The organism is Phycicoccus sp. Soil748 (assembly GCF_001428025.1).
Taxonomy (GTDB): domain Bacteria; phylum Actinomycetota; class Actinomycetes; order Actinomycetales; family Dermatophilaceae; genus Pedococcus.
Window position 1 is genome coordinate 25,887 of the sequence record NZ_LMSC01000006.1, and the last position, 22,108, is coordinate 47,994.

At 71.1% G+C, this 22,108-nt stretch carries 22 protein-coding genes; 14 read left to right on the forward strand and 8 right to left on the reverse strand.

Annotation, left to right across the window (positions count from 1 at the left end):
• Window positions 1-24: 24 nt before the first annotated feature.
• The 5 genes from sigM to ASG70_RS05075 all read left to right on the forward strand — a co-directional run bounded on the left by sigM (window position 25) and on the right by ASG70_RS05075 (window position 4,395).
• Window positions 25-573 carry an RNA polymerase sigma factor SigM gene (gene sigM, locus ASG70_RS05055; protein WP_056882786.1) on the forward strand — a complete coding sequence of 183 codons (549 nt, stop codon included), beginning with the start codon at window positions 25-27 and terminating at the stop codon, window positions 571-573.
• 79 nt (window positions 574-652) lie between these two features.
• Window positions 653-1,447 carry a hypothetical protein gene (locus ASG70_RS05060; RefSeq protein ID WP_235531348.1) on the forward strand — a complete coding sequence of 265 codons (795 nt, stop codon included), beginning with the start codon at window positions 653-655 and terminating at the stop codon, window positions 1,445-1,447.
• A 116-nt stretch (window positions 1,448-1,563) separates the two neighbouring features.
• Window positions 1,564-2,568 carry a thioredoxin-disulfide reductase gene (trxB, locus tag ASG70_RS05065; protein WP_056882788.1) on the forward strand — a complete coding sequence of 335 codons (1,005 nt, stop codon included), beginning with the start codon at window positions 1,564-1,566 and terminating at the stop codon, window positions 2,566-2,568.
• 98 nt (window positions 2,569-2,666) lie between these two features.
• Window positions 2,667-2,993: a thioredoxin gene (gene trxA / locus ASG70_RS05070; RefSeq protein ID WP_056882789.1), complete on the forward strand. Its 327-nt coding sequence runs from the start codon at window positions 2,667-2,669 to the stop codon at window positions 2,991-2,993.
• A 205-nt stretch (window positions 2,994-3,198) separates the two neighbouring features.
• Complete coding sequence (locus ASG70_RS05075; RefSeq protein WP_200949200.1) at window positions 3,199-4,395, forward strand: N-acetylmuramoyl-L-alanine amidase; 1,197 nt, start codon at window positions 3,199-3,201, stop codon at window positions 4,393-4,395.
• Between the two features lie 200 nt (window positions 4,396-4,595).
• On the opposite strand, the gene ASG70_RS05080 is transcribed toward ASG70_RS05075, so the two are convergent.
• The 8 genes from ASG70_RS05080 to rpmH all read right to left on the reverse strand — a co-directional run bounded on the left by ASG70_RS05080 (window position 4,596) and on the right by rpmH (window position 10,793).
• Window positions 4,596-5,759 (reverse strand): ParB/RepB/Spo0J family partition protein, encoded by a 1,164-nt coding sequence (locus ASG70_RS05080; protein WP_056882790.1) that lies wholly within the window; start codon window positions 5,757-5,759, stop codon window positions 4,596-4,598.
• A 52-nt stretch (window positions 5,760-5,811) separates the two neighbouring features.
• On the reverse strand, window positions 5,812-6,921 hold the full coding sequence (locus ASG70_RS05085; RefSeq protein ID WP_369818884.1) for a ParA family protein: 1,110 nt from the start codon (window positions 6,919-6,921) through the stop codon (window positions 5,812-5,814).
• A gap of 178 nt (window positions 6,922-7,099) precedes the next feature.
• Window positions 7,100-7,837, reverse strand: coding sequence for a 16S rRNA (guanine(527)-N(7))-methyltransferase RsmG (gene rsmG, locus ASG70_RS05090; protein ID WP_082590143.1), 738 nt, complete (start codon window positions 7,835-7,837; stop codon window positions 7,100-7,102).
• Window positions 7,838-8,028: 191 nt separating this feature from the next.
• A complete protein-coding gene (locus tag ASG70_RS05095; RefSeq protein ID WP_369818872.1) occupies window positions 8,029-8,766 on the reverse strand; it encodes a protein jag in 738 nt (245 codons plus the stop codon).
• Window positions 8,767-8,788: 22 nt separating this feature from the next.
• Window positions 8,789-9,829: a membrane protein insertase YidC gene (gene yidC / locus ASG70_RS05100; protein WP_056882791.1), complete on the reverse strand. Its 1,041-nt coding sequence runs from the start codon at window positions 9,827-9,829 to the stop codon at window positions 8,789-8,791.
• 94 nt (window positions 9,830-9,923) lie between these two features.
• Window positions 9,924-10,244 (reverse strand): membrane protein insertion efficiency factor YidD, encoded by a 321-nt coding sequence (gene yidD / locus ASG70_RS05105; RefSeq protein WP_056882792.1) that lies wholly within the window; start codon window positions 10,242-10,244, stop codon window positions 9,924-9,926.
• Entirely contained in the window at window positions 10,241-10,645 is a 405-nt protein-coding gene (rnpA, locus tag ASG70_RS05110) for a ribonuclease P protein component (RefSeq protein ID WP_056882793.1), read from the reverse strand. Before rnpA ends, yidD begins: the two co-directional genes overlap by 4 nt.
• 10 nt (window positions 10,646-10,655) lie before the next feature.
• Complete coding sequence (gene rpmH, locus ASG70_RS05115; RefSeq protein WP_056882794.1) at window positions 10,656-10,793, reverse strand: 50S ribosomal protein L34; 138 nt, start codon at window positions 10,791-10,793, stop codon at window positions 10,656-10,658.
• A gap of 450 nt (window positions 10,794-11,243) precedes the next feature.
• Between rpmH and dnaA the strand changes: the two genes are divergently transcribed.
• The 9 genes from dnaA to gyrB all read left to right on the forward strand — a co-directional run bounded on the left by dnaA (window position 11,244) and on the right by gyrB (window position 22,023).
• Window positions 11,244-12,794, forward strand: coding sequence for a chromosomal replication initiator protein DnaA (gene dnaA, locus ASG70_RS05120; protein ID WP_056882795.1), 1,551 nt, complete (start codon window positions 11,244-11,246; stop codon window positions 12,792-12,794).
• Between the two features lie 754 nt (window positions 12,795-13,548).
• Window positions 13,549-14,682 carry a DNA polymerase III subunit beta gene (dnaN, locus tag ASG70_RS05125; protein ID WP_056882796.1) on the forward strand — a complete coding sequence of 378 codons (1,134 nt, stop codon included), beginning with the start codon at window positions 13,549-13,551 and terminating at the stop codon, window positions 14,680-14,682.
• Window positions 14,683-14,807: 125 nt separating this feature from the next.
• On the forward strand, window positions 14,808-15,902 hold the full coding sequence (gene gnd, locus ASG70_RS05130; protein ID WP_056882797.1) for a phosphogluconate dehydrogenase (NAD(+)-dependent, decarboxylating): 1,095 nt from the start codon (window positions 14,808-14,810) through the stop codon (window positions 15,900-15,902).
• 35 nt (window positions 15,903-15,937) lie between these two features.
• Complete coding sequence (gene recF, locus ASG70_RS05135) at window positions 15,938-17,134, forward strand: DNA replication/repair protein RecF (protein ID WP_056882798.1); 1,197 nt, start codon at window positions 15,938-15,940, stop codon at window positions 17,132-17,134.
• Between the two features lie 121 nt (window positions 17,135-17,255).
• Window positions 17,256-17,750 (forward strand): DUF721 domain-containing protein, encoded by a 495-nt coding sequence (locus ASG70_RS19170; protein ID WP_056883218.1) that lies wholly within the window; start codon window positions 17,256-17,258, stop codon window positions 17,748-17,750.
• A gap of 58 nt (window positions 17,751-17,808) precedes the next feature.
• Window positions 17,809-18,258: a thioesterase family protein gene (locus ASG70_RS05145; RefSeq protein WP_056882799.1), complete on the forward strand. Its 450-nt coding sequence runs from the start codon at window positions 17,809-17,811 to the stop codon at window positions 18,256-18,258.
• On the forward strand, window positions 18,255-19,358 hold the full coding sequence (locus ASG70_RS05150) for an alcohol dehydrogenase catalytic domain-containing protein (protein WP_056882800.1): 1,104 nt from the start codon (window positions 18,255-18,257) through the stop codon (window positions 19,356-19,358). The genes ASG70_RS05145 and ASG70_RS05150 overlap by 4 nt, the downstream gene beginning before the upstream one ends.
• Before the next feature lie 8 nt (window positions 19,359-19,366).
• Entirely contained in the window at window positions 19,367-19,663 is a 297-nt protein-coding gene (locus ASG70_RS05155; protein WP_369818885.1) for a protealysin inhibitor emfourin, read from the forward strand.
• Window positions 19,664-20,010: 347 nt separating this feature from the next.
• Entirely contained in the window at window positions 20,011-22,023 is a 2,013-nt protein-coding gene (gyrB, locus tag ASG70_RS05160; RefSeq protein ID WP_056883219.1) for a DNA topoisomerase (ATP-hydrolyzing) subunit B, read from the forward strand.
• Window positions 22,024-22,108 lie beyond the last annotated feature (85 nt).

Genomic DNA, 22,108 nt, shown 5'->3' on the forward strand with positions numbered 1-22,108 from the left:
CCGCGGCGAGCAGGCGGCACACCCATGAACCCCCGGCCACTGCAGGAGCGTGACGACCGCGAGCTCGTCAGGCTGCACGTCGAGGGCGACCCCGATGCGTTCGGCGAGCTCTTCCGGCGCCACCGCGACCGCATGTGGGCGGTGGCCCTGCGCACCACCGGCAACCGCGAGCTCGCCTCCGACTGCGTCCAGGACGCCTTCATCTCGGCGTTCCGCCGCGCCGGCTCCTACCGCGGTGAGGCCGCGGTGACGACCTGGCTGCACCGCATCGTCGTCAACGCCTGCCTCGACCGCCTGCGCCGTGACAAGCCGACCTCCCAGCTGCCCGAGCGCGAGCTGTCCGACGGCCGGGACGCGCACTCCTCGGTGGACACCCGTCTCGACGTGCGGGAGGCGCTCGACCGGCTGCCGGAGGGCCAGCGCCTCGCCCTCGTCCTGGTCGACATGCACGGCCTGTCGGTCGCCGAGGCGGCGGCGGTGCTCGACGTGGCGGAGGGCACCGTGAAGTCGCGGTGCAGCCGCGGCCGAGAGGCTCTCGCGGCGATGCTGCGGGAACGATCGGGGCAGCCGTGACGTCCTACCCATGGAGCCACCGCCGAGCCCACCGGCCGGCCCCGTCCTCATCCCCCGTCCCGCCGAGGAGGTTGTCGTGGTGAGCACCCCGGCCGTGCCGCCTCGAGGACCCGACGACCCCGGGCGCGACCCCGACCTGGACGACCCCACGGGCGTCCGCGCCCTGCTGGCCGGCCTGGGCGACCCCGGTCCGATGCCCGCCGACCTCGTCGACCGCATCAACGCCTCGATCGCCGCGGAGCAGGCGGCCCGCGAGCGCGGTGACGCGACCGTGGTCCCCCTGCACCGTCCCCTGCCCGGATGGCAGCGCTACGGCCTGGTCGCCGCAGCGGTCGCGGGTCTCGCCGTCGGCGTCCCCGCCCTGCTCGGCGCGGGGCCGCAGGACGTCATGGCCTCCCTCAGCCGCTCCTCCAACGACTCCGCGGGGGCGGCGAGCTCGGCACAGGAGCTCCAGCCGCCCATCGCCTCCTTCACCCCGCCCGTGCCCGGATCCTCCGGCACCGCCGGCTCGGGCGGTCGGGCGAGCAGCCCCGTCGGGCAGGTCACCATGCTGGCCACCGGCACGGGGTACACGGCCTCGCACCTCGCGGAGCAGGCCCGCACCACGATGCTCGGGCCGTTCGACGGGTCGTCGTCGAGCTCGATGACCGGCCCCGCGTCCGGTGCCCAGGACGCGGAGGGCCTGCGCGAGTGCCTCACCGCGATGGGGGTCCCCGCGTGGATGCCGGCCGTCGGCGACGTGGCGACGTACGACGGCGGCAGGGCCGTCGTCGTCGTGGTCAGCAGCGACACCGGGCAGGACGTCTACGCCGTACCCACCTGGTGCGACGCCACGCACGCCCGGGCCCTCGCCGGCCCCGTGCCGATCCGCTGACCCGCACCGGCCTGCCGCACGCCGGTCCGGAACATCCAGGCCCTACGATCGGTTGCAGACATCAGCACCGTATGTAGCGGTGCACCGCCTTCCCGACCACAAGGGGCTGTAGCCGCGTGAGCACCACCGCACCTGCCGACATCCGCAGTCTGATCATCATCGGCTCCGGGCCGGCCGGGTACACCGCTGCCGTGTACGCCGCCCGGGCCAACCTCCAGCCGCTGCTCTTCGAGGGCGCCGTCACCGCTGGTGGCGCGCTGATGAACACCACCGAGGTCGAGAACTTCCCCGGCTTCCGCGACGGCATCATGGGGCCCGACCTCATGGACAACATGCGTGCGCAGGCCGAGCGGTTCGGCGCCGAGATCATCACCGACGACGTCGAGTCGGTCGACCTCGCGGGCGACGTCAAGACCGTGGTCGACGCCGAGGGCAACACCTACCGCGCCCGCGCGGTCATCCTCGCGATGGGCTCGGCCTACCGCGAGCTCGGGCTCCCCGACGAGAAGCGCCTCTCCGGGCACGGCGTGAGCTGGTGTGCGACCTGTGACGGCTTCTTCTTCCGCGACCAGGACATCGTGGTCGTCGGGGGCGGCGACTCCGCCGTCGAGGAGGCCACGTTCCTCACCAAGTTCGCCCGGACCGTGACCATCGTCCACCGCCGCGACGAGCTGCGCGCCTCCAAGATCATGGCCGAGCGCGCCCTGTCCAACGACAAGATCCGCTTCGCCTGGAACTCCGCCGTCGACGCCATCCACGGCGAGGACAAGCTCACCGGCGTCACGCTGCGCGACACGGTCACCGGCGAGACCCGCGAGCTGCCCGTCACGGGACTGTTCGTCGCCATCGGCCACGACCCGCGCAACGAGCTGGTCAAGGGTGTTGTCGACCTCGACGACGAGGGCTACGTGCTCGTCCAGGGCCGCAGCACCCTCACCAACCTGGCCGGTGTCTTCGCCGCCGGCGACCTGGTCGACCACACCTACCGCCAGGCCATCACCGCGGCCGGCTCCGGCTGTGCCGCGGCGCTGGACGCCGAGCGGTTCCTCGCCGACCTCGAGGCGGCCGGGGCGCCGTTCGAGGACGCGGCACCGCTGCAGGAGCCTGCCGGCATCTACTGAGCCCTGTCAGCCCCGCTGCCACGCTGGCAGCACCCACTTCACCGCACCACTTCCCCAGCACCACCTCAACCAGCAGCACCACCGAAAGGAGCCCCCGAGTGGGAGCCATCAAGGACACCACGGACGCCACCTTCGAGGCGGACGTCCTCAAGAACGACAAGCCCGTCCTCGTCGACTTCTGGGCGCCCTGGTGCGGCCCGTGCCGTGCGGTCGCCCCCGTCCTGGAGGAGCTCGCCGCCGCGCACGCGGACAAGATCGACATCGTCAAGCTCAACACCGACGAGAACGTCCAGGTGAGCTCGCGCTACGGCATCACCGGCATCCCGACGCTCAACGTCTACGTCAACGGTGAGGTCGTCAAGACCCTCGTCGGCGCGATGCCCAAGCCCAAGCTCGTCCGCGAGCTGGCCGACTACCTCGGCTGACCGACTTGTCCATGCCGTGCGTGCCGGTCGTCCCTCGGGGCGGCCGGCACGCACGTATGAGCGCTGGGCCACCCCCATCCACCTGACGTGCTGCGGTTGGATGAACCGGGGAGCCTGACCTAGGCTCGTCCTCTGCACGCGCGCAGGGCCGCCGCGTGAGAACCCCCTGACCTGCACGAACGTCCCTGTCCCCCTTGGAGGCTGCGTGTCCGACAGCAAGAACGGTCTGCTCGGCCTCGGCAGCCGCGGCGCCGCCGTCCTCGACGTGCGCACGCGCCTGGCTGCCCTCGCCTCGGACGACCTGCCAGAGCTGCGCGGACTGCTCGACGCCCCTGTGGACGACGCTGTGGACAACCCGCACGAGGTGTACGACGTGGCGCTCGAGCGTGCGGTGCGCGCCTTCCAGCAGCACAAGGGCCTCATCGTCGACGGGGTCGTCGGCGTCGAGACCTTCGGTGCCATCGACGGGGCCCGCTGGACCCTCGGTGACCGCATCCTCGTGCACACCCCGGGCCACCTGCAGCGCGGCGAGGACGTCGCCAGCCTCCAGGAGCGGCTCAACACCCTCGGCTTCGCCGCCGGCCGCGCCGACGGGCGCTTCGGCCCGGAGACCGAGCGGGCGGTGCGCGGCTTCCAGCGCGCCTACGGCCTGCCCGGGGACGGGTCGGTGGGCCCCGAGACGCTGCGCGCGTTCGAGGACCTGCGCCGCTCGGTGTCGGGTGGCTCGTCGACGGTGCTGCGCGAGCGTGAGCGCGTACGCCGCGCCGGCCACAACCTCAGCGGCCGCACCGTCGTGCTCGACCCCGGTCACGGCGGCAGCGACAGCGGTGCCGCCGCCCACGGGCTGGTCGAGTCCGACCTGGTCATGGACCTCGCCCGGAGGATCGAGGGGCGGCTCACCGCCATCGGTGTCGCGGTGGTCTACACCCGCACCCCGCACGGGAGCCCCAGCGAGGAGGAGCGGGCAGCCACCGCCAACGGCGCCGGCGCCGACCTGCTGCTCTCGCTGCACTGCGACTCCCACGACGCCGCCGACGCCAGCGGTGTCGCCACCTTCTTCTTCGGCCGCGACCGCCGGACCTCGTGGTCGGCGATCGGCGAGCACCTGGCCGACCTCGTGCTGCGCGAGATCGTCGCCCGCACCGGACTGGCCAACTGCCGCTCGCACGGACGGTCCTGGGCTCTGCTCCAGCAGACCACGATGCCCGCCGTGCGCATCGAGGCCGGGTACCTCTCCCACCCCGAGGACGCCGCGCGCCTGGCCGACCCCGCCTTCCGCGACACCATCGCCGAGGCCGTCCTGGTCAGCCTGCAGCGCCTCTACCTCGGCGACGACGACACGGCCACGACCGGCGTCCTGCAGCTCGGTGACCTGCGGGCCTACCTCGCTGCGCACTCCTGAGGCTGCCCACTCCTGAGCCGCTGTCGCATGGGGCTTCCGTCCCCTCCCGGAGGCAGGCGTGCCGTCACTACTGGCGTCCGAATCACCGTGCGGCGCAACGGTTTCCAGCATGTGAGCTGAGCCCTCGTGGCTGGTGGTCCCGACCGCGCTGACTGACGCCGCAGCGTCACGGAGCCCGATGTTTCACGGGAAACGTCGGGTCAGGCGCTGCGGTCGACGCCCAGCAGGTCGACGATGCGGTTGAGGTCCTCGACCGAGGCGAACTCCACCGTGAGCTTGCCCTTGCGCTGGCCCAGGGCGATGTTGACGCGGGTGTCGAAGCGGTCCGAGAGCCGAGCGGCCAGGTCGTCCAGCTGCGGGTGGCGGTTGCCGGCCCGGGGCCGCCGCGGTGCCGGGCGCTCCTGGTCCTCGCCGAGCGCGACGATCTCCTCGACGCTGCGCACCGAGAGCCCCTCTGCCACGATCCGCTGGGCCAGGCGCTCCATGGCCGCCCCGTCCTCGAGGGACAGCAGGGCCCGCGCGTGACCGGCTGACAGGACGCCGGCTGCGACGCGACGGGCCACCAGCGGCGGGAGCTTGAGCAGTCGCAGAGTGTTGGAGATCTGCGGACGCGACCGGCCGATGCGGCCGGCGAGCTCGTCGTGCGTGCAGCCGAAGTCCTCGAGCAGCTGCTGGTAGGCCGCGGCCTCCTCGAGCGCGTTGAGCTGGCTGCGGTGGAGGTTCTCCAGGAGGGCGTCACGGAGGAGGTCGTCGTCGTCGGTCTCCTTGACGATCGCGGGGATCGTCGACTTGCCCGCCTCCTGCGAGGCGCGCCACCGACGCTCACCCATGATGAGCTCGTAGCGCACGCCTTCGGGCGCACTGTCGAGGTCATCAGGCCCCTGACCTGCGGGAATGGGGCGCACCACGATCGGCTGAAGCACCCCGATCTCGCGGATCGAGTGCACCAACTCGGCCATGTCGTCCTCGTCGAACACGGCCCGGGGCTGCTTCGGGTTGGGCCGGATCGACAAGATCGGCAGGTCGCCGTACGACGCACCGGGGACCGGGGCGAGCTCCTCGCGATCCGAGGCGGCTTCGTCATCGTTGGACCCGCCGGCGTCGACGGCGGCATTCGCGCCGTCCGCGCCGCCCGCGGTGACAGCGTCTGCTGCGGGAACCACCTGGGTCTCGCCGGTGCCGTCAGCGGGGATGTCGGCGGTGCCGTCGGCGCTGCCATCGGTGTCAGCTGGCGGCTCTGGCGTAGCGGGCTGAATGCGCTGGTCTGGGAAGAACACGTCCACCGGGCGACCCGACGCAGAGGTGGGGGCGTTGGGGATGAGGGCACCCAGGCCCCGGCCGAGGGCGCGGCGCTTCTCGCTCATGTGGTCGTCCTTCTCGTCTCTGCGTGGTCGGTGGTGGGGAAGGCTGGGCTGTTCAGGCGCCTGCAGGCGCGACGCCACGGTCGGCGAGCTCTGCGGCGGCACCGAGGTAGGACAGGGCGCCGCTGGAGTTCGGGTCGTAGGTCATCACGGTCTGGCCGTGGCTCGGCGCCTCGGAGATGCGCACCGAGCGAGGGACGGTGTTGCGCAGCACCTGCTCGGGGAAGTGGTTGCGCACCTCCTCGGCGACCTGCGCCGACAGGCGGGTGCGACCGTCGTACATCGTGAGCAGGATGGTGGACACGTGCAACGTCGGGTTGAGGTGGTTGCGGATCAGCTCGATGTTCTTCAGGAGCTGTGAGAGGCCCTCCAGCGCGTAGTACTCGCACTGGATGGGGATGAACACCTCCTGCGCCGCGACGAAGGCGTTGACGGTGAGCAGGCCCAGGCTCGGGGGGCAGTCGACCAGCACGTAGTCGGGGGCCGGCACGTCGGACGTCGCCGTGTGCTGCAGGTAGGCCGTGATCGCGCGCTGTAGCCGCGTCTCACGAGCCACCAACGACACCAGCTCGATCTCCGCGCCGGCCAGGTCGATCGTCGCCGGGGCGCACCACAGCCCGGGGATGTCCGGACACTCCTGCACCACGTCCGCCATGGGGGTGCCGTCCACGAGCACGTCGTAGATGCTCGGCACCTCCGCGTGGTGGTCGATCCCCAGGGCAGTGCTGGCGTTTCCCTGCGGGTCGATGTCGATGACCAGCACGGTGAGACCGGCTTGGGCCAGCGCCGCTGCCACGTTCACCGTGGTGGTCGTCTTGCCCACGCCACCCTTCTGGTTGGCCACGGTGAGCACCCGCGTCGCCGTCGGCTTGGGGAAGACCCGACCGGTCAGGGCGATGCGCTTCCGCGCGTCCTCCGCCACGGCGCGAGCCAAGGGAGTGTCATGGTCTGCAGTCGGCAGGGACGAAGCGAGCTCCTCGCGCTCCTCCGTTTCACGTGAAACGACCGCAGCGAGCGCATCAGCCGCGGCGTCGACGTCGATGCTGTGACCATCGTGAGCATCGCGGTCGTCGCCGTCGCCGTCGTGGCTGTCGTCAGTGTCTCCGTCAGGCGCAGTTTCACGTGAAACGGTCTCCGCTACCGGTTCGGGGCCGGGCCATCCCACCGGTGCCTCGGTGGTGCCGGGGCGACGGGGCCACCCCAGCCCCGGATGGATCTCCAGCGGGGCGGAAGTCACGCGGTCACCTCGTTGGCCATGGGCATCATCCAACCCTACGCGGACCATCCGTCACAAACCGGTGAGCACGCCGGAGCGGGCGAACCCGACTGCTGCTGGGCGGTGGTCAGCGTCGCTTCCGCCGGTCCTTCTTCTGACGGCCCACTCCTGCGCCCACGGTGATCTCCAGGGTCAGCGTGGCCACCTCGAGGAGGTCGGCTCCGTGCTGGCGGACGGTCGCGCCGGTCATCCCCAGTCGCCGCAGCACCGCCGTCGCCGCATCGAGCTCCGCCTGCGCGCTGCATCCCTTGAGGGCCACCAAGGTGCCGCCCTCAGTCAGGAGGGGGAACGTCCAGCGGGCCAGCTTGTCGATGCGAGCCACCGCGCGGGCAGTCGCCCAGGGCAGCCGCAGCACCCCGTCGAACTCCTCGGCCCGGCCCCGGTGCACCGTGCAGTTGTCCAGTCCCAGCTCCGCGATGGTGTCGCTGAGCCACGTGGTGCGGCGCAGCATGGGTTCGACGAGGTGGAGCTCGAGGTCTGGTCGGGCAATGGCGAGGGCGAGACCCGGAAGCCCGGCTCCCGAGCCGACGTCGACGACCGCGGCGCCATGGGGGAAGGAGTCCTGTGCCACGGCACAGTTCAGGATGTGGCGCTCCCACAGGATGGGTACCTCGCGCGGACCGATCAGCCCGTGCGAGACCCCCGTGTCGGCCAGGATCTCGGAGAACCGCTCGCCCAGTCCCAGTCGCGCACCGAAGACCGCGGCTGCGGCCGACGGGGCCACGGGTGCCGGTACGGGAGTCTGGGTGATGGGGCTGCCGGCGTCAGGGCTGCCGGCGTCGGGGCCGTCGGCGGGGAGGGTCATGGCCACCTCGGGGGTCGGTCACCGTCACGCGCTCTGCGCCGGCGTCTGCGGGAGATCAGCCTAGGGCCTCGTAGGCACGGCGCTGTACCCGACGACGACCGCCCTGACGAGCGATATGACGAAGGGCGCAGGACCAGTGGTCCTGCGCCCTTCGGGCTGGCACCAGCAGGTGCCGTTTCACGTGAAACAGGTCAGGCGGGCAGCACCACGACGAAGCGACGCGGCTCCACGCCGTCGGACTCTGAGGAGAGGCCGGCGGCCAGCACCTCGTCGTGCACGACCTTGCGCTCGAAAGCGGTCATCGGCTCCAACGAGGCCTTCTCACCCGTGGCGCGCACATCGGCAATGGCCTTCTGCGCGATGGTGACCAGGGACGCGCGACGCTCGGCGCGGTGACCCGCGACATCCAGCATCAGGCGGGAGCGCTCACCGGTCGCCGACTGCACAGCGAGCCGGGTGAGCTCCTGCAGCGCGTCGAGCACCTTGCCGTCCTGGCCCACGAGGCGACGGGGCACCCGGCCCTCCTCGGAGTCGACGATGGACACGGCAGCACGATCGCCGTCCACGTCCACGTCGATGTCGCCGTCGAGGTCGGCGATGTCCAGCAGCGTCTCCAGGAAGTCGGCCGCCACCTCGCCCTCGCGCTCGAGGTCGGCGGTCTTGGCCGGTCGCCGGCGCACGGCTCCCTCGCGGGGAGCGTCGGCCCCTGCCTCGTCGCCGTCCGTGGCGAGGTCCGTGTCGAGGTCCTCGGCGTCGGCGTCGAGGGTCTCGGCGCCCATCGGCTCCGTGGCTGCGGCGTCCTCCTCGGTGTTGTCCACCGTCTCGGAGACGAGGGTGTCGTCGGTGGCGGCGGGCGGCGGCTCGCTGCTGGTCGGGGCGGCGTCGGCGATCTGGTCGCCGTCCACGGCGGTGTGGTGCTGCTCAGTCATGGTGATGGCTCTCAGTTGTCGGTCAGTTGTCGGTGGTCGACGTGGTCTCGGTGGCCGGGCGCGAGGTGGTCGAGCCGGAAGTGCTCGTCCGCGGCTTGGCCTGGCCGCCCTTCTTCTTCTTGTTGCGGGTGGGCTGCTGACGCTGGCCTGTGGGCTTGGGTGCTTCCTCAGTGTCCGACTTGTCGCTCTTGTCCAGTCCCTTGACCGTGAACTCCTGGACCGGCTTCCCGCGCTTGGCCCGGCGCTGCTGCATGGCCTTCTCCGCCGGCGAGCCGGGCGCCGGCATGCGGCGGATCACGTAGAACTGCTGGCACATGGACCACACGTTGGTGGTGAGCCAGTAGAGCAGGACACCGATGGGGAAGTTGACGCCGGAGATCGCGAAGAACAGGGGCATCAGGTAGAGCAGCATCTTCTGCTGCTTGGCGAACGGGTTGTCGAGCGCCGACGCCGGCATGTTCTTCATCATCAGCTGGCGCTGGGTGGTGAACGTGCTGGCGGACATCAGGACGATGAGCAGGACCGTGACGATCTTGGTGGTCAGGGTGTCCGCGCCCATGAACTTGTCGGACAGCTGCGCCCCGAAGAGCGTGGACTGCTCGGCCTGGCCGGCCAGCGTCCGTGTGATCGGGCCGATCGGCGGCGTCTCCCCGGAGGCGATCTTCTGCAGGCCGTTGAGCACGCGGAAGAGGCCGAAGAAGAACGGCGACTGCAGCAGGATCGGCAGGCACGAGCTGAACGGGTTGGTCCCGGTCCGCTTGTACAGGTCCATCGTCTCCTGCGTCATGGCCTGACGGGAGTCGGGGTCGGTCTTGCCCTTGTACTTGGCCTGGATCTTCTGCATCTCCGGCTGGATGAGCTGCATCCGCCTCGAGGCGTGGATCTGCTTGACGAACAGCGGGATCATCGCTGCCCGCATGACGACGACGAGGCCGATGATGGACAGCACCCACGCGACACCGGACGCTCCGGGGATCCCGATCGCGGTGAACAGGGAGTGCCATCCCCACAGGATCCACGAGACGATCCATTCGAACGGGTAGATCAGGTCACTGAAGCTCATGCTGTCCTCAATCTGGTGGCGCGACGTCGGGGCGACGCCTCACCGGTGGTTCCGGTTGCTCGGCGTACGCCGAGCGGCCGGGAGGGAGGTGGCCCTACCGCTGGTGGGCGGCCGGGGCGGGCGGTGCGGGATGGGTCTGTGGGGTCGCCCTGGTCGTGCTGTCGGAGGTGCTGTGCGGAGTGCGCTCCGGGACGTGGTCCACGCCGCCCGGGGTCCAGGGATGACACCTGCCCAACCGCTTCAGTGCCAGCCAGGTTCCCTTGACGGGACCGAAGCGGCGCAGGGCGGTCACGGCATACGCCGAGCAGGACGGGTAGTAACGGCAGGTCGGGGGCCGCATCGGGGACACGAAGCGCTGGTAGAGCACGATCGCGCCGATGACCGGGGCGGTGACCACCCGCCCCACCGCGCTCACGGCTGCCTCACCGGGACGGTGGAGGGCTGAGCTGCAGCTGCAAGGGCGCTCACCTTGGCGGTCACCCGCGGCAGGAGGCGGTCCAGCTCGATGGCCAGCTCGGCCGAGGTGGCCGACGCCGCGGTGGGGTTGGTCCGCACGACGACGTCGACCCCGTCCGGCACCTGGGCGATCCTCGCCGCGACCAGGGCCCGCAGGCGGCGCTTCGTGCGGTTGCGCACCACGGCGTTGCCCACCCGCTTGGAGACGACAAAACCGACCCGCGGCGGGAGTCCCGCACGCGCGTCGGTCTGGCCGGCGTGGACCACGATCAGCGTGGAGCCTGCTCGGGCTCCCCTGGGTCCCCTCAGGGCCGCCGCGAAGTCCGAGCTCGCACGGAGCCGGTGCCCCGCGGGCAGCACTGGGTTCGCCTCAGGCGGAGAGCTCGGAGCGGCCCTTGGCGCGACGAGCCGAGAGGATGGCGCGACCCGCACGGGTACGCATCCGCAGGCGGAAGCCGTGGGTCTTGGCCCGGCGGCGGTTGTTCGGCTGGAAAGTACGCTTGCTCACGAGGGATCTCCGTTACTGGTCAGGCGGGCGCCTGCTGAGTGCTGGTCTGCGGCCCCCCAGCCGCAATCGGAAACCCGCGACCGGGGCCACCGAGGTGGCATCCGGGGGATTCACGGGCATGCGAAAACGGCCGACAGGCCTGCTCCACGGTACGCGAGCGCCATCCACAGGGTCAAACCAGCGGGGGGCCCGTGGCGCAGGCAGGCGCGATACCCTCCACTAGCACCGCCTCGCGGCGCCCGCACGCCGGACACGCCGCCCGATGCGAAACATTTGGCAGTTCGGGACCCGATTTTCGGGGTTTGGCTTGCTCCACGGCACCTCGCCTTGTTAGCGTCCACCCTCGTCCCATTCCCATACCCACAGGTTGTGGATAAGTGTGTGGACAAGGCACCATGACCCTGCGACAGGGCAGCGACCGCGGACACCGTCGAAAGGGATGTGGGACCAGTGAGTGATGCCGATCTGGACTTTGCTCAGATCTGGCAGAACACCATCTCCACCCTCGACGCCGACGGGCTCCCCGCGCGTGAACGCGCCTTCCTCGCCCTGGCCCGCCTCTCCGGTCTCCTTGACGGCACCGCCCTGGTCAAGGTGCCCAACGACTACACCAAGGACGTCGTCGAGCAGCGGGTGCGCGACGCCGTGACCCGGGCGCTGTCCAGCCAGCTCGGCGAGCCCGTCCACCTCGCCGTGTCGGTCGACCCGTCGCTCGACGAGGACCACTACGCCGAGGACACGGTCGGCCTCGTCGAGGAGCCCCGCGGCACCGGCGGCCACGCCTTCGACGACACCGCCTTCTCGGTCGACCGCGACGGGCCGGCGCCCGTCAACCACTCGTCCGACCACCCGGGCGGCCACTCGTCGAACCACTCGGGCACGGTCCCCGCCCCCCACCTGGCGCAGCCCCCGACCGCGCCCCCGCAGCGACGTCCGCGCGACGAGGTCCCGAGCATCACCGACGAGTCGGCCACCAGGCTGAACCCGAAGTACACCTTCGACACCTTCGTCATCGGGGCCAGCAACCGGTTCGCCCACGCGGCTGCGGTCGCGGTCGCCGAGGCGCCGGCCAAGGCGTACAACCCCCTGTTCGTCTACGGCGAGTCCGGACTGGGCAAGACCCACCTGCTGCACGCGATCGGGCACTACGCGCGCAACCTGTACCCGCACGTCAAGGTGCGCTACGTGAACTCCGAGGAGTTCACCAACGACTTCATCAACAGCATCCGCGACGACAAGGCGAGCAACTTCCAGCGCCGCTACCGCGACGTCGACGTGCTGCTCATCGACGACATCCAGTTCCTGCAGGGCAAGGTGCAGACGCAGGAGGAGTTCTTCCACACGTTCAACACCCTGCACAACGCCAACAAGCAGGTCGTGATCACCAGTGACCTGCCGCCCAAGCTGCTGTCCGGCTTCGAGGAGCGGATGCGCAGCCGGTTCGAGTGGGGCCTGCTCACCGACGTGCAGCCGCCCGACCTCGAGACCCGCATCGCCATCCTGCGCAAGAAGGCGATCCAGGAGCGGATGAGCGCCCCGGACGAGGTGCTGGAGTTCATCGCGAGCCGCATCTCGACCAACATCCGCGAGCTCGAGGGCGCGCTCATCCGCGTGACGGCCTTCGCGAGCCTCAACCGCCAGAGCGTCGACATGGGCCTGGCCGAGATCGTGCTCAAGGACCTCATCCCCAACGAGCAGGGCAGCCAGATCACCAGCGCGACGATCATGGCGCAGACGGCGGCGTACTTCGGCCTCACCATCGAGGACCTCTGCGGCACCTCCCGCTCCCGGGTGCTGGTGACGGCCCGCCAGATCGCGATGTACCTGTGCCGTGAGCTGACCGACCTGTCGCTGCCGAAGATCGGCCAGCAGTTCGGCGGCCGTGACCACACCACGGTGATGCACGCCGACAAGAAGATCCGCCAGCTCATGGCCGAGCGGCGTGCGATCTACAACCAGGTCACCGAGCTCACCAACCGGATCAAGCAGCAGTCCCGCTGACCGCCGGCGCGGGCTGTGGTCAGTCGCGACGGGGTACGACCGGTGACGGCTGGTCGGCGCCGGCTCCTTGCGTCCTCGTGACGCAGACCCCCTACGCCGTTGTCCACAGGACCATCCACAGCTGTGCGTTCGCGTTCACCACTCTGTTACTCGACGGCCGCGGTGTCGGCCCGGTGCAGATTCGGACGGTACGCAGCACGACGGGGTCCGCGGCGGGGCACGGGCCGGCGACGAATACGGACAATCGACGCACAACCCCCGTGGTCCACACCTGTGGACAACTCTGTGGGTATGTGCGCCGCGTCCACCGCCATCCCTCGAACGGATGATCTTTCTGCACACCCGTGGACAACCTGTGGACAACCCGTGCACGACACCCCGTCAGGGTGGGGACGAGCTCGGCGTGTCGTGTGGAGCGCCTGTGGGCGCCCAGGCGCCGTCCACAGCGCGACGGGACGCTTCCCACGGCTCCTCCCCGCGTCGTGCACAGCCCTCCGAGTCCGCTGACCTGCACCGATGCGCGTGGTCCACAGGATCCACACCCCCTACAACGATGACTACCCCTCTCAACTCATGGATCCAGCCCCGAGGACCAACCCTGCCGACAGCCCTGCCTGAATGACAGGAAATGACAGGCCGAGCAATCCGACGATCCGGGTTGGCCGCACCCACACCGGGCACTAGGGTCAGTCCGCAATCACATTTGTGGGGTTCGAGGACGCGGCACGGCCGCACGCGAAGGGCAGGTACGACGGTGAAGTTCCGGGTCGAACGTGAGGTCCTCGCCGACGCCGTGACCTGGGTGGCCCGTGGGCTGCCGGCACGTCCTCCGGTTCCCGTGCTGGCCGGAGTGCTCATCGTCGCCGACGAGGAGGGCACGCTGACCCTGTCGGCGTTCGACTACGAGGTCTCGGCCAAGATCACCGTCGCGGCCGACGTCGCCGAGGGCGGCACCGTCCTGGTGCTGGGTCGCCTGCTCGCCGACATCTCCCGCAACCTGCCCAACAAGCCGGTCGACGTCGCCACCGACGGCAACAAGGTCGCGGTCACCTGCGGGTCCTCGCGCTTCAGCCTCATGCAGATGCCGGCCGACGACTACCCCACGCTGCCCACCTCGCCCACCGCGACCGGCCACGTCGACGGTGCCCTGTTCACCCAGGCCGTCGCCCAGGTCTCCATCGCCGCCGACCGCGGCGACACCCTGCCGATCCTCACCGGCGTCCGGGTCGAGATCAACGGTGACACGATGACCCTCCTCGCGACCGACCGCTACCGCCTGGCGATGCGCGAGCTCAACTGGAACCCCAACGCCACCGACGCCACCCACCTGGCGCTGGTCCCGGCCCGCACGCTGTCCGAGACCGCCAAGGCGCTCGGCGCCTCCGGCTCGATCGAGATCGCCCTCGGCTCGTCGGCCGGTGGTGACGGGCTCGTCGGCTTCGAGGCCGGCCAGCGCCGCACCACGACCCGGCTGCTCGACGGCGAGTACCCCAAGGTCACCTCGATCTTCCCCACCAGCGTCGACACCGAGGCGGTCATCAAGACCTCCGAGCTGGTCGAGGCGGTCAAGCGCGTGGCCCTGGTGGCCGAGCGCAACACCCCGGTGCGCCTGCGGTTCACCGACGGCCAGGTCGCGATCGAGGCCGGCACCGGCGACGACGCCCAGGCGTCCGAGGCCGTCGAGTCGACCCTCACCGGGCCCGAGATCGAGATCGCGTTCAACCCCCAGTTCCTCCTCGACGGCCTCGGCGCCGTCGGCACCGAGTACTCGCGGCTGTCGTTCACCCAGCCCTCCCGGCCGGCCGTGCTCTCGGGCCAGGCCGAGCAGGACGGCGAGGCCGACACCTCCTACCGCTACGTGCTCATGCCGGTTCGCTTCGCGAGCTGACCACAGCCGGGCGTAGCCTGAGCCTGCGCCCGGCGCGGTCTGCCGCGCGCAGGGTTGTCGTCGCGGTGATGCCGGACGGCCCCGGCCCACCCCCTGCGGGATCCCCCTACGAAAGGCGTCGTCACATGCAGCTCGGTCTGATCGGCCTCGGCAAGATGGGCGGCAACATGCGCGAGCGCATCCGCCGCGCGGGCCACGAGGTGGTGGGCTTCGACAACAACCCCGCCGTCTCCGACGTCAAGACCCTCGCCGCGCTGGTCAAGAAGCTCGACGCCCCCCGGACCGTCTGGGTCATGGTCCCCTCGGGCCAGCCGACGCGCGCCACGGTGGCCAAGCTGGCCGAGCTCCTCGACAAGGGCGACATGGTGATCGACGGCGGCAACAGCCGCTTCACCGACGACTTCGAGAACGAGGCGCTGCTCAGGACCAAGGGCATCGGCTACCTCGACTGCGGTGTCAGCGGCGGCATCTGGGGCCTGGAGAACGGCTACGGCCTCATGGTCGGCGGGTCCGCGGCCAACGTGAAGAAGGCCATGCCGATCTTCGACGCGCTGCGCCCCGAGGGTCCGCGCGAGGAGGGCTTCGTCCACGCGGGCAAGGTCGGCGCCGGCCACTACACGAAGATGGTCCACAACGGCATCGAGTACGGCCTCATGGCGGCCTACGCCGAGGGGTACGAGCTGCTCGAGGCCAAGGACATCGTCACCGACGTGCCGGGTGCGTTCAAGGCCTGGACCCGCGGCACCGTCGTGCGCTCCTGGCTGCTCGACCTGCTGGTCGACGCGCTGGAGAAGAACCCGCACCTCGAGGACGTCTCCGGCTACACCGTCGACTCTGGTGAGGGCCGCTGGACGGTCGAGGAGGCCATCGCCAACTCGGTGCCCATGCCCGTCATCTCGGCGTCGCTGTTCTCCCGGTTCGCCTCGCGCCAGCAGGAGTCCCCCACGATGCAGGCTGTGGCCGCGCTGCGTGGGGGGTTCGGCGGCCACCAGGTGATGTCGGTCGCCGAGGGCGAGAAGCTGCGCGCCGAGGGTGCCCCCAAGCACGAGAAGGCAGTGGCCGCCAAGGTCACGCCCAAGGAGAAGCCCACCAAGAGCGCGGCGAAGGCTGCCGCCAAGGGTCGCAAGGCCGCTGCGGCCGGTCCGTCCTCCGGCAGCGGCTCCACCGGTGGCTCGGGCGCGACCTCGGGGTCGGGGTCGACCCGCAAGCGCGCGAAGTGACCGCCGGCCCCGGCGCCGGCTGAACGGCAGGGTCAGTGCACGTCCGTCACCTGACCGTCTCCGACTTCCGCAGCTACCCGGCGGCCGAGCTGCCGCTCGAGCCCGGGGTGACGACGCTGGTCGGGCTCAACGGCCAGGGCAAGACCAACCTCGTCGAGGCGATCGGCTACCTCGCCACGCTCTCGAGCCACCGGGTCGCCACCGACCAGCCGCTGGTGCGGTTCGGGGCCGAGCAGGCGGTGATCCGGGGCGCGGTGGTGCGCGACGGCCGCGAGACCCTGGTCGAGCTCGAGATCAACCCCGGCCGGGCCAACCGGGCCAGGCTGGGCCGGGCACCGGCCGGGCGGCCCCGCGACGTGCTCGGCACCCTGCGGACCGTCCTCTTCGCTCCCGAGGACCTGGCCCTGGTCAAGGGCGACCCCTCCGAGCGCCGCAAGTTCCTCGACGACCTGCTCGTGTCGAGACAACCGCGGTGGGCCAGCGTGCGCGGCGACTACGACAAGGTCCTCAAGCAGCGCAACGCCCTGCTCAAGTCGGCCGCGCCCGTGCTCCGCCGTGGCCAGCGGCGCACCCCGCGTCCGGGCGACGGGCCGGTCGAGGACGCCCGCGCCTCGGCGCTGCACACCCTCGACATCTGGAACGAGCACCTCGCCTCCGTCGGGTCGCAGCTGCTCTACGCGCGGCTGCGGCTGCTGCGTGACCTCGGGCCCTACCTCGCCAAGGCGTATGACGAGGTCAGCGCCGGGCAGTCCGACGCGCGGGTGTCCTACAAGAGCTCGCTGCGCGAGGCGGCGTCCGCGTCCATCGCCGCTGGTGAGGTGCCGGACATCGACCAGCTCCGGACCGAGATCCTGGCCACCCTCGCCGAGCTGCGTGACCGCGAGGTCGAGCGCGGCATGTCGCTGGCCGGTCCCCACCGCGACGACCTCGTGCTGTCCCTCGGCGACCTGCCGGCCAAGGGCTATGCCAGCCACGGCGAGAGCTGGTCGTTCGCGCTGGGACTCAAGCTCGCGGCATACCAGCTGCTGCGGCACGACCTCGGCGACGACCCCGTGCTCATCCTCGACGACGTCTTCGCCGAGCTCGACTCGGGCCGCCGCGAGCGGCTCGCCGCGATGGTGGCCGACTGCGACCAGGTCCTCATCACCGCGGCGGTCGACGCCGACGTGCCGACCACGCTGACCGGGCGCACGTATGCCGTGAGCCTGGGTGAGGTGGCGCTGCGTGGCTGACGAGCGCGACGAGGGTGCCGAGGCCGGGCTCCCCAGCGACGAGGAGGGCGCCACCGACGACACGTCCGAGGACTCGTCCGCGCTCTCGCCGGGGGGATCGCCGGACGTCTCGGTCGACGAGCTGGTGGCTGCGGCGGAGGACGCGGCGGCTGCCGCGCTGCAGAGGGCGCGGGCCGCTGCGGGCGAGAAGGGGCTGCGCCCGGGCCTGAAGCCGATGCGCCGGCGACGGCCGGGTGAGCCGGCGAAGGTCCGCCGCGACGGCCGTGACCCGCTGCTGCTCGGCGACCAGCTCGACCGGCTGCTCAGCGACCGCGGCTGGAAGGTCGACGTCGCGGTCGGCTCGGTCATGGGCCGGTGGGCGCAGATCGTCGGTGACGAGGTGGCCCAGCACTGCACGCCGGTGACGTTCGAGCTCGGGGTGCTGACCGTGCGGGCGGACTCCACCGCCTGGACCACGCAGCTGCGCCTGCTGGAGGCCTCGATCATGGGCCGCCTGGAGAACGAGGTGGGCAAGGGCACCGTCGCTTCGCTCAAGATCGTCGGACCGAGCGCGCCCTCGTGGTCCAAGGGCCCGCGGCGCAGCCAGGGCCCCGGCCCGCGCGACACCTACGGCTGACCGGCTGCCGGTGAGCAGTCGGCCGGTGCCGACCGGCCGCTGTCCCTAGGATCGAGGGATGACGGCCGACGACGACCGCTCGCTGACCCGCGACCACTTCGACCACGTGGTCCGCGTGACCACGCGGTGGTCGGACAACGACATGTACGGCCACCTCAACAACGCCGTCTACTACGAGCTGTTCGACTCGGCCATCAACGGCTGGCTCATCAGCGGGGCCCAGGTCGACGTCCTGGCGCTGCCGGAGCTGGGGGTCGTCGCCGAGTCGGGCTGCCGCTTCTTCCGCGAGCTGGAGTACCCGCACGCGCTGGACGTCGGGGTGCGCGTCGAACGGCTGGGCCGCAGCAGCATCACCTACGCACTGGGCCTGTTCGGTGCCGACACCGAGCAGGTGGCGGCCCTCGGGCACTGGGTCCACGTCTACATCGACCGCACGACCCGCGGGACGGTCCCGATCCCGACCGCGGTGCGTGAGCTGCTCGAGGACGCCGTGCAGGACCGCGGGTGAGGATCACCGGTGCCGTCCTCGAGGAGGTCGGCCGGCCCGGGCCCTGGGCGACCACCCGCCCGCTCACGGTGGGTGGGCTCGACCTCGCGAAGCCCGGTCCGGGTGAGGTCCTCGTGGCCGTCGAGGCGGCCGGGGTGTGCCACTCCGACCTCTCGGTGGTCGACGGCAACCGGCCGCGCCCCGTCCCGATGCTGCTCGGCCACGAGGCGGCCGGCCGGGTGCTCGAGCTCGGCCCGGGGGTCACCGACCTGGCCCCGGGCAGTCGCGTGGTCATGACCTTCCTGCCCCGGTGCGGCGAGTGCGCGAACTGCGCCACGGGCGGCCGGGTGCCCTGCGTCGCCGGCTCGGCGAGCAACTCCGCGGGCGAGCTGCTCGGCGGCGGCCGACGCCTCTCCCGGGACGGCTCCCCCGTGCACCACCACCTCGGCGTGTCCGGGTTCGCCACCCACGCGGTGGTCGACACGCGTTCGGTCGTGGCCGTGCCCGACGACGTCCCCCCGGACGTCGCGGCCGTGCTCGGCTGCGCCGTGCTCACCGGCGGTGGCGCCCTGCTCAACGCCGCTCCCCCGGCACCCGGGGAGTCCGTGCTGGTCGTGGGGCTCGGCGGCGTGGGTATGGCGGCGCTGCTCACCGCCGTTGCACTGGGCACGGGTCCGGTGACCGCCGTCGACGGTGTCGCCGCCAAGCGTGAGCTCGCCCTGGAGCTCGGGGCCGCGCAGGCGCTCGACCCCGCACAGCTCGCCGCCACCGGCCTGCGGGCCGAGGTCGTCGTCGAGGCGGCCGGCAGCGCGCCTGCCTTCGAGGCGGCCCTCGCGGCGACGGCCCCGGGTGGTCGCACGGTGACGGTGGGGCTGCCGCACCCCGACGCCCGCGCCAGCGTCTCGCCGCTGCAGCTCGTCGCCGAGGCCCGGACGGTCATCGGCAGCTACCTCGGGTCGGCCGTGCCGGCGCGCGACATCCCCGTCCTGGCGCAGTGGTGGCGCGAGGGGCGGCTCCCGGTCGAGGCGCTGGTCTCCTCGCGCATCGCCCTGGACGACCTCAACCACGCGATGGACGAGCTGGCTGCCGGCCGCGCCGTACGCCAGGTCGTCGAGCTGTGACGCGGGAGGTGGGTGGCTCTGCCGGCCTGCGCCTCCGCCTGCGGCGCACCGGTGGCCTGGCTGGCGCACCCCTGACCAGGACCCTTGACGTGGGCGAGCTGCCCGACAGTGACGCCGAGCAGTGGTGCGCGATCCTGGCCGGCGACGGTCCGCGCGGGCTGGAGCCGGTCGTCCCGGGGCGCACCGTCCCGGACTCGTACGCCTACCACCTGGCCTCCCCACCCGAGGGCGAGGAGGTCACCCTCGCCGAGCACGACCTGTCCGGGCCGGTGCGCGACCTGTTCGAGCGGACCCTCTCGGAGTGAGCGCCCCAGACCCGGTCGCCAAACGCGAGAATCCGGCGCTGAGGGGCGGGGTGACGTATGGGGAGTCGGACAGGGGGACTTTTTTGGCTCGAATCCCGGCTCACGGGCCTCCAGAGGGCTGCCTGACACCGCTGACCGGTAGACTGTGAGGTGAAATCGCGGCCAGCTGGTCTCCAGACTGGTCGCGTGTCATGAGCAGGGTGCAGCGACGTGCCGGGGCCACCCCGAGCGGCGTGCCCCACCGGAGAAGGAGCACCGTGTCCGAGTCTGACCAGACACCGCACGAGAGCACGCCCATCCCCGAGACCTCCGAGAACCTCACCGCCGAGCAGGCCGAGGCTGCCCGCCTGCGTGCCGAGGCCGAGCTCGCCGGGGTCCCCGAGGGTGTCGACTACGACGCGAGCGCGATCACCGTGCTCGAGGGGCTCGAGGCCGTGCGCAAGCGCCCGGGCATGTACATCGGGTCGACCGGTGAGCGGGGCCTGCACCACCTGGTCTGGGAGATCGTCGACAACTCCGTCGACGAGGCGCTCGCCGGCTACGCCGACACCATCGACGTCACCCTCCTCGCCGACGGCGGCGTGCGCGTGACCGACAACGGCCGCGGCATCCCCACGGGCATGAACGACGCGTACGGCGTGTCCACCGTCGAGCTCGTGCTCACCCAGCTGCACGCCGGCGGCAAGTTCGGTGGCGGCGGCTACAAGGTGTCCGGTGGCCTGCACGGCGTGGGCTCCTCGGTCGTCAACGCCCTGTCGACCCGGCTCGACGCCGAGGTCTGCCAGAAGGGCCACGCCTTCCGGATGTCCTTCGACCACGGTGTCGCCACGGCGCCGCTGGAGCAGATGGAGGCCTCGGACCGCACCGGCACCACGATCACCTTCTGGGCGGACGGCGACATCTTCGAGACCACCCAGTACGACTTCGAGACGATCCGCGCGCGGTTCCAGCAGATGGCGTTCCTCAACAAGGGCCTGACCATCAACCTCGTCGACGAGCGCGTCCAGGAGACCGAGGCCGAGGAGGCCGAGACGGTCGACGCCGCGGAGAAGAAGCCGCGGCAGGTCAGCTACACCTACGCCAACGGCCTGGTCGACTACGTCACCCACCTGGTCGGGTCCAAGAAGGCCGAGCCGGTCCACGCGGAGATCATCTCGATCGAGTCCGAGGACACCGAGCGCCAGCTCAGCCTCGAGCTCGCGATGCAGTGGACCACCGCCTACTCCGAGTCGGTCCACACCTACGCCAACACCATCAACACCCACGAGGGCGGCACCCACGAGGAGGGCTTCCGCGCGGCGATGACCAAGCTCATCAACGACTTCGCGCGCAAGCAGAACATCCTCAAGGACAAGGACGACAACCTCACCGGCGACGACATCCGCGAGGGCCTGACCGCCGTCGTGTCGGTCAAGCTCGGCGAGCCGCAGTTCGAGGGCCAGACCAAGACCAAGCTCGGCAACTCCGAGGTCAAGGGGTTCGTCCAGCGCGCCATGACCGACGAGTTCGGCCACTGGCTGGAGGCGCACCCCAGCGAGGGGCGCGACATCGTCCGCAAGTCGGTGCAGGCGGCCGCCGCCCGCATGGCGGCGCGCAAGGCCCGCGAGGCCACCCGTCGCAAGGGCCTGCTCGAGTCCGGTGGCCTGCCGGGCAAGCTGCGTGACTGCCAGAGCAAGGACCCCTCGATCTCCGAGGTGTTCATCGTCGAGGGTGACTCCGCCGGCGGCTCGGCCGTGCGTGGTCGCAACCCGCACAACCAGGCGATCCTCCCGATCCGCGGCAAGATCCTCAACGTCGAGAAGGCGCGCATCGACAAGGTGCTCGCCAACAACGAGGTCCAGGCGCTCATCTCGGCGTTCGGCACCGGCATCGGCGAGGACTTCGACAAGTCCAAGGCGCGCTACCACAAGATCGTGCTCATGGCCGACGCCGACGTCGACGGCCTGCACATCCGCACGCTGCTGCTGACGCTGCTCTTCCGGTTCATGCGCCCCCTCATCGAGGAGGGCTACGTCTACCTCGCGCAGCCGCCGCTCTACCGCCTCAAGTGGAGCAACCACGCCCACGAGTTCGCCTACTCCGACCGTGAGCGCGACGCCATGGTCCAGGCCGGGCAGTCCCAGGGCTGGCGCCTGCCGAAGGACGCGGGCATCCAGCGCTACAAGGGTCTCGGCGAGATGGACTACCAGGAGCTGTGGGAGACCACGATGGACCCCGACCACCGGGTGCTCCTGCAGGTGACCCTCGACGACGCCGCCGCGGCCGACGAGATCTTCGCCGTGCTGATGGGCGAGGATGTCGAGAGCCGTCGCGGCTTCATCCAGCGCAACGCGCGCGACGTCCGGTTCCTGGACATCTAGGTACGAGGCAAGGCCGGCAGGTTTCACGTGGAACCCGGCCAGAGCCACACCTCCGAATCGTTGAAGTGCTGATCTTCTGAAGTGC